12 protein-coding genes are annotated in these 13,673 nt (G+C 70.8%); 7 read left to right on the top strand and 5 right to left on the bottom strand.

The window, feature by feature from the left end; all coding sequences use genetic code 11:
• Window positions 1-4 precede the first annotated feature (4 nt).
• The 4 genes from CAL24_RS13505 to CAL24_RS13490 all read right to left on the bottom strand — a co-directional run bounded on the left by CAL24_RS13505 (window position 5) and on the right by CAL24_RS13490 (window position 4,592).
• The gene (locus CAL24_RS13505) at window positions 5-760 is read right to left on the bottom strand and encodes an SDR family oxidoreductase (protein WP_094806954.1); all 756 of its coding nucleotides are present in this window, start codon (window positions 758-760) and stop codon (window positions 5-7) included.
• 47 nt (window positions 761-807) lie between these two features.
• A protein-coding gene (gene prfB, locus CAL24_RS13500) for a peptide chain release factor 2 (protein WP_141218085.1) occupies window positions 808-1,912 on the bottom strand; the annotation gives its coding sequence in 2 pieces (ribosomal slippage) (window positions 808-1,830 and window positions 1,832-1,912; 1,104 coding nt in all).
• A 47-nt stretch (window positions 1,913-1,959) separates the two neighbouring features.
• On the bottom strand, window positions 1,960-3,660 hold the full coding sequence (recJ, locus tag CAL24_RS13495; protein ID WP_094806953.1) for a single-stranded-DNA-specific exonuclease RecJ: 1,701 nt from the start codon (window positions 3,658-3,660) through the stop codon (window positions 1,960-1,962).
• Window positions 3,642-4,592, bottom strand: coding sequence for a hypothetical protein (locus CAL24_RS13490; RefSeq protein WP_094806952.1), 951 nt, complete (start codon window positions 4,590-4,592; stop codon window positions 3,642-3,644). Before CAL24_RS13490 ends, recJ begins: the two co-directional genes overlap by 19 nt.
• Window positions 4,593-4,724: 132 nt before the next feature.
• On the opposite strand from CAL24_RS13490, the gene CAL24_RS13485 reads away from it, so the two are divergent.
• The 7 genes from CAL24_RS13485 (at window position 4,725) to greB (ending at window position 12,508) form a co-directional block, all read left to right on the top strand.
• Window positions 4,725-5,957 carry a lipoprotein-releasing ABC transporter permease subunit gene (locus tag CAL24_RS13485; RefSeq protein WP_051439543.1) on the top strand — a complete coding sequence of 411 codons (1,233 nt, stop codon included), beginning with the start codon at window positions 4,725-4,727 and terminating at the stop codon, window positions 5,955-5,957.
• The gene (locus CAL24_RS13480) at window positions 5,950-6,657 is read left to right on the top strand and encodes an ABC transporter ATP-binding protein (RefSeq protein WP_094806951.1); all 708 of its coding nucleotides are present in this window, start codon (window positions 5,950-5,952) and stop codon (window positions 6,655-6,657) included. Before CAL24_RS13485 ends, CAL24_RS13480 begins: the two co-directional genes overlap by 8 nt.
• A gap of 29 nt (window positions 6,658-6,686) precedes the next feature.
• Window positions 6,687-7,493 (top strand): TatD family hydrolase, encoded by an 807-nt coding sequence (locus tag CAL24_RS13475; protein WP_094806950.1) that lies wholly within the window; start codon window positions 6,687-6,689, stop codon window positions 7,491-7,493.
• A gap of 55 nt (window positions 7,494-7,548) precedes the next feature.
• Entirely contained in the window at window positions 7,549-10,053 is a 2,505-nt protein-coding gene (locus CAL24_RS13470; protein ID WP_094806949.1) for a DNA internalization-related competence protein ComEC/Rec2, read from the top strand.
• 64 nt (window positions 10,054-10,117) lie between these two features.
• Window positions 10,118-11,053, top strand: coding sequence for an alpha/beta fold hydrolase (locus tag CAL24_RS13465; RefSeq protein WP_094806948.1), 936 nt, complete (start codon window positions 10,118-10,120; stop codon window positions 11,051-11,053).
• Window positions 11,054-11,095: 42 nt separating this feature from the next.
• Window positions 11,096-11,941, top strand: a complete 846-nt coding sequence (locus CAL24_RS13460; RefSeq protein WP_028355723.1) for a 3',5'-nucleoside bisphosphate phosphatase — start codon at window positions 11,096-11,098, stop codon at window positions 11,939-11,941.
• Between the two features lie 6 nt (window positions 11,942-11,947).
• Window positions 11,948-12,508, top strand: a complete 561-nt coding sequence (greB, locus tag CAL24_RS13455) for a transcription elongation factor GreB (RefSeq protein WP_028355724.1) — start codon at window positions 11,948-11,950, stop codon at window positions 12,506-12,508.
• Between the two features lie 109 nt (window positions 12,509-12,617).
• On the opposite strand, the gene CAL24_RS13450 is transcribed toward greB, so the two are convergent.
• Complete coding sequence (locus CAL24_RS13450) at window positions 12,618-13,646, bottom strand: DctP family TRAP transporter solute-binding subunit (protein WP_094806947.1); 1,029 nt, start codon at window positions 13,644-13,646, stop codon at window positions 12,618-12,620.
• Window positions 13,647-13,673 lie beyond the last annotated feature (27 nt).

Genomic DNA, 13,673 nt, shown 5'->3' with positions numbered 1-13,673 from the left:
TGGGTCAGTCGTAATTGCGGATGTCGTCGATTTCGGTGGTGCCGAAATCGTCACGGTCTAGATAGGCGAGGATGCGGGCCGCGACCGCCGCGGGGGCGGCGAGCTTGCCGGTGGCGTGGAACTCCTGGAACTTGGCCAACGCCGGGAAACTGGCCGGGTCGCTGGCGCGGATGGCCTGCTGCATGTCGGTGTCGACGATGCCGGGCGCCAGCGCGACGGCCCGCACACCGCCGGAACCCTGTTCCTGCTTCAGCACGCGGGTGTACATGTCGAGGGCGGCCTTGGTGGCGCAGTAGACGCCCCAGCCGGCGTTGGGGTTGCGGCCCGCGCCCGAGGAGATGTTCAGCACGCGGCGGTCGGCCTGCAGGTCGTGCACGGCCGCCACGAACCGGGCGGTCAGCAGCATCACGGCGGAGATATTCAGATTGAATGCGGCGGCGATGGCCGGGCCGTCGACCAGTTTGGCGGCGGCGGCCACCGGCTGCACGGTGCCGGCATTGTTGATCAGCAGGTAGCGCCCGGCGTCGCGGGGCAGGGATGCGGCAATGCGCTCGGCGGCCTGCGCGGCCGCGCCCAGGTCGGCCAGGTCGACCTGGACCTGTTCGAGTTCGGCGCCCTGCGCGCGGGCGTGGGCGGCCAGCTCCGGGTCGGCGCGGCGGGCCAGGGTGATGAGCCGGGTGCCGGGCCGGGCCAGGCCGCGCGCCAGGGCGGCGCCGATGCCGCGCGAGGCGCCGGTCAGGATTGCGATCGTGTCGGTCATGCGCTTGCCTCTGAAAGAGATGGGGACGCCCGCAGGCGCCCCGGGAATCACACGCCTTGCTTCAGGCTCGCCTGGATGAAGGTGTCCAGGTCGCCGTCCAGGACCTTCTGGGTGTTGGAGATTTCCACGTTGGTGCGCAGGTCCTTGATGCGGCTCTGGTCGAGCACGTATGAACGGATCTGGTGGCCCCAGCCCACGTCGGTCTTGGAGTCCTCGAGTTTTTGCTGCTCGGCCATGCGGTTGCGCATTTCCAGCTCGTAGAGCTTGGATTTCAGCATCTGCATTGCTTCGGCGCGGTTGCGGTGCTGCGAGCGGTCGTTCTGGTACTGGACCACGATGCCGGTCGGGATGTGGGTCAGGCGCACGGCCGAGTCGGTCTTGTTGATGTGCTGGCCGCCCGCGCCGCTGGCGCGATAGGTGTCCACGCGCAGGTCGGCCGGGTTGACCTCGATCTCGAAGGAGTCGTCGACCTCGGGGTACACGAACACGCTGGCGAACGAGGTATGGCGCCCGCCGGACGAGTCGAACGGGCTCTTGCGCACCAGGCGGTGCACGCCGGTTTCGGTGCGCAGGTAGCCGAAGGCGTACTCGCCCTCGAGCTTGATGGTGGCGGACTTGATGCCGGCCACTTCGCCTTCGGATTCTTCCAGGACCTCGGCCTTGAAGCCCTTGCGCTCGGCGTACTTCAGGTACTGGCGCAGCAACATGGACGCCCAGTCCTGCGCTTCGGTGCCGCCCGCGCCCGCCTGGATGTCCAGGAAGCAATTGAGCGGGTCGGCCGGGTTGGAGAACATGCGGCGGAATTCCAGGCCCTCGAGCTGCTGCTGGAAACCGTCGGCATCGCGTTCGATCGACTCGAGCGTGGCGTCGTCGGCGTCGGCCGCGGCCAGCTCGAACAGTTCCTGGGAGTCGGCGATGCCGCTGCGCAAGGCGCTCAGCGTCTCGACCACGTCTTCGAGGGATTTTTTTTCACGGCCCAGGTCCTGGGCGTGCTTGGGGTCGTTCCAGGCCGCCGGGTCTTCGAGTTCGGCGTTGACGACCTGCAGGCGTTCGGCCTTCAGATCGTAGTCAAAGATACCCCCGTAGCGCCTGCTCGCGCTCTGCGTAGTCGGCAAGGCGGGCGGCGAGCTGGTTCTGGCGTTCGGCTTCCATGGTGCTTCCTGGTGGCTATTGTGCGAAACCCAGCATTTTAACGTGGATTACTCGGCATGCTCGACGACCAGCTGGGCCGACACCATGCCGTTCCAGATATTGGGTTCGAGGCGATATGCCACCTGGACGCGCTCGGGCAGCGACTGGTGGTGGCTGAACCAGATGGCGTCGAAGCGCTGGTGGCCGCGCTCGAGCGACAGCTTGAGGTGTTTCTCGCCCACCAGCCGCTGATTGCGCACGGTGAACTCATCCAGGAACAGCGGCGCGGCGAAACCGGCGCCCCAGACCTGCTGCTGCAGCAGCGTGGCGACGTCGGCATTGGCATAGCCCGATTCGAGCGAACCGTCGGTCTCGATCAGCGGTTCGAACGTATCGCGGCCGGTCAGCTCGCGCACCGCGGCGTCGAAGGCCGGCGCGAAGGCGGGGAAATCGTCGCGGCCCAGTGTCAGCCCCGCCGCCATGGCATGGCCGCCGAACTTGCGGATAAGGCCCGGATGGCGCTTGGAGACGAGGTCGAGCGCGTCGCGCAGGTGTACGTCGGGAATCGACCGGCCGGACCCGCGGATTTCGTCATCGCCGGCTGGCGCGAAGGCCAGGGTGGGGCGCCAGAACTTCTCTTTCAGGCGCGAGGCCACCAGGCCCACCACGCCCTGGTGCCAGCCAGGATCGAATACGCAGACCGAGGCGCCCGCGGCGTTGTCCGCGGCTTCCATGGCCGCCAGCGCCTGTTCGCGCATTTCGGCTTCGATGCCGCGCCGTTCGCGGTTGATCTGGTCGAGCTGGCGCGCCATGTCGAGGGCCTGTGCTTCGTCGTCGGTGGTCAGGCAGGCGATGCCGAGGCTCATGTCGGCCAGCCGGCCGGCTGCGTTGATGCGCGGCCCCAGGGCGAAGCCCAGGTCGAAGCCGCAGGCGCTGCGCGGCTCGCGCGCCGCCACCGCGAACAGGGCGCGCACGCCCGGCTGCATGCGCCCGGCGCGCATGCGCTGCAGGCCCTGGGTGACCAGCAGCCGGTTGTTGCCGTCGAGCTTGACCACGTCGGCGACCGTGCCCAGGGCGACCAGGTCGGCCAGCGCGTCCAGGCGCGGCCCGCCGTCGGGCGGATAGACGCCGCGCCGGCGCAGTTCGGCGCGCAGCGCCAGCATCAGGTAGAAGATGACGCCCACCCCGGCCAGGTTCTTGGAGGGGAAACCGCAGCCCGGCTGGTTCGGGTTGACGATGGCCAGCGCATCCGGCAGCGTGTCGCCAGGCAGGTGGTGATCCGTGACCACCACGCCGATGCCGGCCGCATTGGCGGCGGCCACGCCGTCGACGCTGGCGATGCCGTTGTCCACCGTGATGATCAGGTCCGGCTTGCCGCCGCGGTGCGCGCACGCCAGCTCGACCACGGCCGGCGACAGCCCATAGCCCGTCTCGAAACGGTTCGGCACCAGGAAATCGACGTCGGCGCCGAACGCCCGCAGCGCGCGCAGGCCCACGGCGCATGCGGTGGCGCCGTCGCAATCGTAGTCGGCCACGATCAGGAGCCGCTGGCCGCGCGCAATCGCATCGGCCAGGATCCGCGCGGCGTGCTCGGCGTGGGTCAGCCCCGCCGGCGGCAGCAAGGCGGGCCAGGCGAGGCGGGTCTGGTCGGGATGCGTGACGCCGCGCGCCGCCCACAGGCGCGCCAGCAGCGGATGTATGCCCGCCGCTTCCAGGATGCGGCGGGCGTCGGGATCGGGTGAGCGGACAGTCAGACGGGGCGAGACCACCAGGCGTTCCAGTTTTTCTTGGGCGCTGGCAGCCAGGACAGCAGGCGGCCGCGCGGTTTAAGGGTCAGGGTGGCGCGGCGGTCGCCGCCCAGCAGGATCAGTTGCACAGGCCGGGCCGGCAGGCCGGCGCGCTCCGCCAGCGGCTTCAGGTGGCGCCGGTCCAGTTCGGCCAGCGCGTCCAGCCAGCCGGCCCAGTCACCGGCGCGATGCGGCGCCTCGAGCTGGCCGGCGATGTCGGCCGGCGCGGCGCTGCTGGCCGGGGCCGGCCAGGCCGCGGCGCCGCCGTACAGCCAGAGCGCGTTGACGGGCGGGGCGCCGCGCGCCGCGCGCGCCTCGTTGACGGGGTGTTCGTGCCACGCCATCTGGATTTCATTGAGCAGGCGGCGCCAGGGACGCGTCGCGGCATCCTGGTTCCACCAGTCGCGCAGCGGCTGGCCCGCGACCGCGGCGGGGCTGACGGTGCGCGGCGCCAGTCCGGCGGGCAGGCGCAGCCGCCAGCGCTGCGGCGCCAGCGGGTCGGCGGCGAAGCCGGCCGCGTCGATGCAAGGCCGGGCCGTGTCCAGCAGGGCGGCCGCTTCTTCGGCGCGCAGGTCCATGGTGGCCGGGTCGAGCAAGGTGGCCTGGTCGGTGCCCAGCGAAAGATGCGCCAGCTCGGCCAGCCAGACCGGCTCGCCGTCGGCCCCGGCAGGGCCGGCCAGCAAAGGACCCAGGCCGGCGCCGAGCGGTTCGCCGGCCGCCGGCCGGTAGCCGGCCCGTTCCAGCTGCCAGGCTTCGTAGGGCGTGCAGCCGTGTTCGCGCGGATCGAAGGCGGCCACGTGCGCAACGCCGGCCTGCAGCCAGCCGTGCAGCACCGGCGCGCGCTGTGGCAGCAGCCGGGCCAGTTCGGCGGCGACGGGCAGGGGGGGCAGGGCGCCCGGGATGGCAATGAGCATGGCGCCGATTGTAGTCCCAGGGTCGGCCGCCGCCGCAAGGCGCCCGGCGCTGGCCGCCTGCGCCGTTAATGCCATAATGCGCAGGTGCTGAAAATACCTTACGAACTATGGATCGGCGCCCGCTACGCGGGCATGGCCCGCATCCGCCAGCGACGCGGGCGCCGCGATCGCTTCATCTCGTTCATCGCGGCCACCTCGATGGCCGGCATCGCCCTGGGCGTGGCCGCGCTGATCGTCGTGTTGTCGGTGATGAACGGCTTCCAGAAAGAAGTGCGCGACCGCATGTTGTCGGTGCTGCCGCACATCGAGCTGTACATCCCCGGCGCCGTGCCCGAGCGGGTGCTGGAGCAATGGCGCCAGTTCGCCGACGCGGCCGAGCGCAACCCGGAGGTCAAGGGGGCGGCTCCGTTCGTGGCCGCGCAGGCCATGCTGGCGCGCGGCCAGGCGCTGCGCGGCGTACAGGTGCGCGGCATCGACCCGGCCACCGAGGGCCAGGTATCCGACATTCCCGGCCAGATGTCCAGCGGCAAGCTCGCCGACCTGAAGCCCGGCAGTTTCGGTGTCGTGCTGGGCAGCGACCTGGCCGGCGCGCTCGGCGTGCAGGTCGGCGACACGCTGCTGATGCTGGCGCCGCAGGGTTCGATCAGCCCGGCGGGTTTCACGCCGCGCATGCGCCAGTTCACGGTGGTGGGCACCTTCACGTCGGGCCACTACGAATATGACTCCAGCCTGGCCTTCATCGATGCGCAGGACGCGGCGCGGGTGTTCCGCGACAGCGGCACCGCGGGCGTGCGCCTGCGGGTGGCCGACATGCAGCGCGCGCCGCAGGTGGCGGTCGACCTGGCCAAGACCCTGCCGCCCTATGTGATGGCCAGCGACTGGTCGCGCAACAACCGCACCTGGTTCGCGGCAGTGCAGACCGAGAAGCGCATGATGTTCCTGATCCTGGCGCTGATCGTCGCGGTGGCGGCGTTCAACCTGCTGTCCTCGCTGGTCATGGCCGTCAAGGACAAGCAGTCGGATATCGCCATCCTGCGCACGCTGGGCGCGGGGCCGGGCGAGGTGGCCCGCATCTTCCTGGTGCAGGGGGCATTGATCGGGGTGGTGGGCACCGTGGTGGGCGTGCTCGGGGGCATGCTGATCGCCTACAACGTGGGCGTGATCGTGCCGTTCATCGAGGGCCTGCTGGGCATCCACTTCCTGCCGCGCGAAATCTACTTCATCAGCGAATTGCCGTCCGACCCGCAATCCGGCGACATCATCACCATCGGCGTGACCTCGCTGGTGCTGTCGCTGCTGGCCACCCTGTATCCCAGTTGGCGCGCCTCGCGCCTGCAACCCGCCCAGGTGCTGCGCCATGACTGACACCCTGCTCACTCCGGCCGGCGATACGCCGGCGCTGCAAGCCCGCAATCTGGTGAAGACCTACGACGAGGGGCCGGCGCGCATCCAGGTGCTGGACAATGTCAGCCTGAGCGTCGCGCGCGGCGAGATGGTGGCCATCGTGGGTGCCTCCGGCTCGGGCAAGAGCACGCTGCTGCATATCCTGGGGCTGCTCGACGTGCCGAGCGCGGGCGAGGTCACGGTGGATGGCGTGGCGGCCGCCGGCCTGTCGGAAGGGCAGAAGAGCGCCTTGCGCAACCGCAGCCTCGGCTTCGTGTATCAGTTCCATCACCTGCTGCCCGAGTTCTCGGCGCTGGACAACGTCGCCATGCCGCTGATCGTGCGCCGCGAGGCCCGCGATACGGCGCGGGCGGCCGCGCGCAAGGTGCTGGCCCTGGTGGGCCTGGCGGCGCGGGAAGGGCATTTCCCCGGCCAGTTGTCCGGCGGCGAACGCCAGCGCGTGGCACTGGCGCGCGCGCTGGTCACGCGGCCGGCCTGCGTGCTGGCCGACGAACCCACCGGGAACCTGGACCGCGGCACGGCGCACAAGATGTTCGAGTTGCTGACTCAGGTAAACCGGGAATCCGGCACGGCGTTTGCTATCGTGACGCACGATGCCGAACTGGCCGCCCTGGCCGACCGCCAACTGCTGATGGAGCGCGGGCAGCTGGTATCGAGCTAGGGCCTGGCGTCCGACCCGCCCGACTTGCCATGCTGATCGACACGCACTGCCATCTCGATGCCGCTGAATTCGACGCCGATCGCCTGGAGGTGGCCCGCGCCGCGCGGGCTGGCGGGGTCGGCGCCATTGTGATTCCGGCGGTCGAGCGCGCCAATTTCGGCGTCGTGCGCGACCTGGCACACCAGATCGAGGGCGGCGCCTACGCGCTGGGCATCCACCCGCTGTATGTCGCGCGGGCGCAGGAAGCCGACCTCGACGCGCTGCGCGACGCGGTGGTCGCCGCCCTGGATGACCCCCGCTTCGTGGCCATTGGCGAGATCGGCCTGGACTTCTTCGTCAAGGACATCGCCGCGGGCGAGCCGCGGGCCCGCCAGGAACGCTTCTATGACGCGCAACTGGCGCTGGCGGCCGAGTTCGACCTGCCGGTGCTGCTGCATGTGCGGCGCTCGCAGGACATCCTGCTGAAATACCTGCGCCGTCGGCCCGGCGTGCGGGGCGGGATCGCCCACGCATTCAACGGCAGCGCGCAGCAGGCCGCGGCGTTCGTCGAGCGCGGCTTCGCGCTGGGGCTCGGCGGCGCCATGACATTCGAGCGCGCCTTGCAGATCCGCCGCCATGCAGTGCAGACGGGGCTGGAGCACCTGGTGCTGGAGACCGATGCGCCGGATATTCCTCCCGCGTGGCTGCACTCGCCGCAGCGACGCAACACGCCCGCGCAACTGCCGCGCATTGCCGGCGTCCTGGCCCAGCTGCGCGGGGCCGGCGCCGACGACATTGCGCGCGCCACCAGCGCCAACGCCCGGCGCGTCCTGCCGCGCCTGGGCGCGCAACAGTAGCGGCCCGGAATAGGGCCCGGGCAGCCGCCCGGCGGGCCGCCTGCGGCCGCCACGCATGGGTGATTCCATTCACTCGCCGGATCCCGGCGCGTACCGCGTCCTACGCTGTGCACTTTGGGAGAAGAGCATCGTAGGACGCCTGTTCCTGTTGGCCATCGTCGCCGGCACGGCGACGGTGCAGCATTTGCCCGCGCTGCCCGAGCCGGGCGCCTGGCTGCTGGCGTGGCTGCTGGCCGCATTGGCGTGCGCGGCGGTGCTGCTGCTGCGCGGCCGCGGCTGGAGCTGGGCGCGGCGGGTGGCCGCCACCTGGCTGGGGCTGAGCCTGGGCATCTCGTGCGCCGTCTGGCAGGCGCAGGAGCGCCTGGCCGACGCGCTCGCGGCCCGCCACCATGACGCCGTGTCGCGCCTGGTCGTGCGCGTGGCGGACCTGCCGCAGGGCGATGGCAGCCAATGGCGCTTCCTGGCCGACACCATGCCCGATCGCCCGGCCGGCATCCCGGCGCGGCTGGCGGTGAGCTGGCGCCCTGCGCCGGGGGCGGGCGCCAGCTTGCCGGAACTCGAACCTGGCCAGGTGTGGCAGATGGCGCTGGTGCTGCGCCGCCCATATGGTCTGCGCAACCGCGATGGCTACGATGCCGAGGGCCGGGCGTTCGCGCTGGGCATCCGCGCGACCGCCACGGTGCGCGGCACGCCGCGCCTGCTGGAAGGCCCGGCCCGGTTCGACGTCGGCATCTGGATCGAGCGCATCCGCCATCGGGTGCGGGCGGGCATGCGGCGCGCCCTGGGCGAACGCCGCTATGCGCCCGTATTGATCGCGCTGGCCATGGGCGACCAGGCGGGCGTGGCACGCGAGGATTGGCGCCTCTTCAATCGCAGCGGCATCACCCACCTGGTGTCGATCAGCGGCATGCATGTCACGCTGATCGCCGGGCTGGGCGCCATGCTGGCCGCTGCCCTCTGGCGGCGCGCGCGGTGGCGCGGCGCGAGCCTGGCGGAGTATCTGCCGGCGCAGGTGGCGGGCGCGGCGGCGGCGCTCGGGGTGGCGCTGCTGTATTGCCTGCTGGCGGGGTGGGGCGTGCCGGCGCGGCGCACGTTTTTCATGTTGGCGGTGGTCGCGCTCGCCGCCATGGCGCGCCTGCCGCTGTCGCCGTCGCGCGTGCTGGCGCTGGCGGCGGCGGCCGTGGTCCTGCTCGATCCCTGGGCCACACTGGCGCCGGGCTTCTGGCTGTCGTTCGGCGCGGTGGCCATCCTGCTGCGGGCGGCTGCGCCGGCGGCGGCCGGCATGGCCGCGCCAGGCTGGCGGATCCGGCTGCGCGGGGTGCTGGCCGAGTTCGGGCGCGTCCAGACGGCCATTACGCTGGGCCTGGTGCCTTTGCTGGCGCATCTGCTCAACCAGGTCTCGCTCGGCTCGCCGCTGGCCAACGCCATTGCCATCCCGGTGGTCAGCTTCGTGGTGACGCCGCTGGCGCTGCTGTGCGCGGCGCTGGGCGCGCTGCCCGGGTTCGACTGGGCGGCGCGCGCCGCCGGCTGGCTGGGGCATGCGGTGTTCGACTGGACCATGCTCCCAGTCGGCTGGATCGGCGCGTCGCGCTGGGCGGTGCTGGACGTGGCGGCCGCGCCGTGGCCGCTGCTGGCGCTGGCGGCGCTGGGGGTGGCATGGGCCCTGCAACCGCCCGGCTGGCCGGCACGGGCGGCCGGGTGGTTGCTGATGCTGCCCTTGCTGTGCTGGCGACCCGAACGCCCCGCGCCCGGGTTCTGGAGCCTTGCCGCGCTCGACGTGGGGCAGGGCGGCGCGGTGCTGGTCGAAACGGCCACGCAGGCGTGGCTGTTCGATACGGGCCCCCGCCATGGCGAGGCCGCCGATGCTGGCGAGCGCGTCGTGGCCCCGTACCTGCGCGCCCGCGGCCACCGGCGGCTGGACGGGCTGGTGGTCTCGCATGCCGACCTGGACCATGCCGGCGGGCTCGCCAGCGTGCTGGCCGCGCTGCCGGTGGACGTCTCGTACGCATCGTTCGACCTGCCGGCCCTGCTGCGCAAGCAGGGCGGCGATGCCGCCGCAGCGCCCCTGCCGCGCTCGGTGCGGCGCTGCGAAGCGGGCCTGGCATGGCAGGCCGACGGCGTGCGGTTCGCGTTCCTGCATCCGCCGGCCGAGTCCGCCGCCAGGCCGGGGCGGGGCAATGCCGACAGCTGCGTGTTGCTGATCGAGGGGCATGCCCATGCGGCGCTGTTGCCGGGCGACATCGGCGCCGCGCAGGAGCGCCGCCTGGCGCCGGATCTGCCGCGCATCGACGTGGTCATGGCGCCCCACCATGGTTCCGCCACCTCATCCAGTGCGGCGCTGGTGGCCGCGGCGGGCGCCCGGCACGCGATTGCGCAGGCCGGCTACCTGAACCGCTTCCGGCACCCCGCCGCGTCGGTCGAGGCCCGCTGGCGGCAGGCCGGCGCGGCATTCTGGCGCACCGACCGCGATGGCGCCGTGCTGGCCGTGTCCGGCGTGGCGGGGCTGCAGGTGCGGGCGCAGCGGGCCGCGCGGCGCTACTGGCATGCAGCCGCGCCATAGCGGGGACACGGGCTGCTATAAGATGTGGGCTCTTTTGCGTCGCACTCGCGGAGCGCCCTCCATCATGCTGCAACCCCGATTCGATTTCGTCACCTGCGCCAGCCCGGCCGGCCTGCATCGCATGGCCTATTGCGAGTGGGGCGACCCGGCCAACGACCGGGTGCTGCTGTGCGTGCACGGCCTGACGCGCACCGGGCGCGACTTCGACCGCCTGGCGCGCCGGCTGGCGGGCGATTTCCGCGTGGTCTGCCCCGATGTGGTGGGGCGCGGCCGGTCGGACTGGCTGGTGGCGCCGACCGGCTATACCGTGCCGCAGTATGTGTCCGACATGGTCACCCTGATCGCCCGGCTGCGGCCCGCCACGCTGGCATGGGTCGGCACCTCGATGGGCGGGCTGATCGGCCTGGGGCTGGCCGGCGCGGTCGCGTATGCGCGCATGATGCGCGGCGCGCGTCCGCATCCGGGAGCCTGGCCGGCGGACCAGGACATCCGCCTGGAGCGCCTGGTGCTCAACGACGTGGGGCCGCGGCTCGATCCCGCCGCGCTGGGCCGCATCGGCCAGTACGTGGGGCAGCCGGGCGAATTCGACACCTTCGAACAGGCCGTGCAGGCGGTGCGGCAGGTGTCGGCGACCTTCGGTCCGCATAGCGACGCGCAGTGGGAAGAGCTGGCGCGCCACGTGTATGTCGAGCGCGGCGGCAAATGGGTCAAGCATTACGACCTGAACCTGGCGGTGCCGCTCGCGGTCGAGACGGCCGACGCCTATTCGGCCGGCGAACAGATCCTCTGGCACGCGTACGAGGGGCTGGATTGCCCGGTGCTGATCGTGCGGGGCGCGCAATCGGACCTGCTGAGCCAGGCGACCGCCGCCGAAATGCTGGCGCGCAACCCGCGCGCGTGCCTGCACGAGGTCCCGGGGGTCGGCCACGCGCCGACCCTGATGAACGAGGAGCAGATCGAGCCGGTGGCGGCTTTCCTGCTGGGGACGGGGCAGGGCTGAGCGCCGCTATCCATGCAGTGGGCCGGCCTCTACAATAGGGGCATGAATAACGCTGTCCCCAATGTCGACCTGCATTGCCATTCCACCGTGTCCGACGGCGTCCTGTCGCCGGCCGATGTGGCCCAGCGCGCCTGCGCCAATGGCGTCGACGTCTGGGCGCTGACCGACCACGATGAAGTCGGCGGCCTGGCGCAGGCCGGCGCGACCGCTCGCGAACTCGGCATGCGCTTCATCACCGGCACCGAGGTTTCGGTCACCTGGGCTGGCCAGACGGTCCACATCGTCGGCCTGGGGTTCGACGCGGCCGATGCCGCGCTGGTCGCTGGGCTGCGCAAGACGCGCGGCGGCCGTGCCGAGCGCGCCCGGCGCATGGGCGAGCGGCTGGCCGACATGGGCATGCCCGGCGCCTACGAGGGAGCCCTGCCGTTCGCCGGCAATCCGGAATTGGTCAGCCGCACGCATTTCGCGCGCTATCTGGTGCAGGCCGGCTATTGCCCCGACGTGCAGACAGTCTTCAACAAGTACCTGGGCGACGACTGCCCGGGCCACGTGCCCATGCAGTGGGCCTCGCTGGCCGATGCCGTCGGCTGGATCGTCGGCGCGGGCGGCCGGGCGGTCATCGCGCATCCCGGCCGCTACAAGTATTCCGCCCTCCAGTTCGACGCGCTGTTCGACGAGTTCTTGCAGCTCGGCGGCGTCGGCATCGAGGTCACGACCGGCAGCCATACGCCCGACGAGGCGCGCCACTATGCCCAGGTGGCGCGACGCTACGGGTTCCTGGCCTCGCGCGGGTCCGATTTCCACAGTCCGCGCGAGAGCCGCGCCGACCTGGGGGCCTTGCCGCCCCTGCCCGACGATCTGAAGCCGGTCTGGCACGACTGGTTCTGAAATTCCATGAACAAGGCTTTTGTCAAAGAGTCGGACCGCGACGACGAGGACGACCTGCCGGAGGCGCAGGCCTTGCCTGCCGGCATCCGCAATTACATGACCCCGGGCGGCTATGCGCGCCTGCGCGATGAACTGGCCCAGCTGATGAATGTGGAACGGCCGGCCGTGGTGCAGGTCGTGTCGTGGGCGGCCTCCAATGGCGACCGTTCCGAGAACGGCGACTATCTCTACGGCAAGAAGCGGCTGCGCGAGATCGACCGGCGCATGCGGTTCCTGACCAAGCGCCTGGATATCGCCGAAGTGGTCGATCCGGCCGCGCAGCCCAACCGCGACCAGGTGTTCTTCGGCGCCACCGTCACTTACCTGGACAAGGCGGGCGAGACCCACACCGTGACCATCGTGGGGGTCGACGAGGCCGAGCCGCTGGCCGGCAAGATCAGCTGGATATCGCCGGTGGCGCGCGCCCTGATCAAGGCGCGCGAGGGCGACACGGTCGTGCTGCGCACGCCGGGCGGCGTCGAGGAGCTGGACATCCTGGAAGTCCAGTATCCGTCGCCAGACGCCTGACGCCCCAAAAAAACACGGACGCCGATATCGGCGTCCGTGCTGGAGGCAAGGTTCTGGCGCCATGCCTTCCGGTGGCGGCTCGCGCCGCCGTTCTCCCCTGGGCTGCTGCTTATTTCTTGCGGGCCGCGATGGATTTCTCGGCCAGTTCGACCAGGTCCTCGCCGATGCGCGACTTCCACTTGTCGTATACCGGCTTGGTGGCTTTCACGAACTCGGCGTGCTGGGCTTCGCTGAGCGAGGTGACCGTCACGCCGTGGCCTTCGATCTCCTTGAGCAAGGAAGGATCTTCCGGGGTGACGCCCTTGCGCGCGATGGCGATCTCTTTCTTGCCGGCCTCGAGCGCCGCTTCCCGCACGATCTTGCGGTCCTGCTCGGACCACGATTGCCACACTTCGCGATTCACCACGAACACCAGCGGATCGGCCACGTAGTTCCACAGGGTCAGGTACTTCTGCGCCACGTCGTACAGCTTGGCGCCGGTATAGATCGACAGCGGGTTTTCCTGCCCGTCGACCGCGCCGCTGGCCAGCGCGGGCTGGGCGTCGGCCCAGCTCATTTGGGTGGGGTTGGCGCCCAGCGCGGTGAAGGTGTCGATGTACAGCGGCGAACCCACCACGCGCAGCTTCATGCCCTTGAGGTCTTCCGGCTTGGACACCGCATGCTTGGAATTGCTGAGCTGGCGATAGCCGTTCTCGCCCCAGGCCAGCGGCACCACGCCCGCCTTTTCGATGACCTTGAACAGCTCCTGGCCGACTTCGCCCTGCACCAGGGCGTCGATGGCCGCGTAGTCGGGCATCAGGAACGGCAGCGAAAACAGATTGAGCTGCTTGACCTGGGGCGACCAGTTGATGGTGGAGCCCACCGCCATGTCGATCACGCCCTGGCGGATGGCCGTGAACTCGCGCGTCTGGTCGCCTTGCACCAGCGACGTTCCGGGATAGACCTTGATGTTGATGCGGCCCTCGGTGCGTTCGCGCACCAGGTCGGCCCAGATCTGCGCGCCCTGGCCCCATGGAAAGGACGTGCCCACCACGATGGACAGCTTGTATTCCGACTTGTAGTTCTGGGCATGGGCGGGCGCCATGGCCAGCGTGGCGGCCGCGCACAGGGCGGCGCCGAGCAGATTGCGTAGTTTCATCGGGTCTTCTCCTCGCGATATGACATT

Origin of the sequence: Bordetella genomosp. 2 (assembly GCF_002261345.1) — a bacterium.
Lineage (GTDB): Bacteria > Pseudomonadota > Gammaproteobacteria > Burkholderiales > Burkholderiaceae_B > Bordetella_A.
This window is presented reverse-complemented; position numbering and strand designations above follow the sequence as displayed.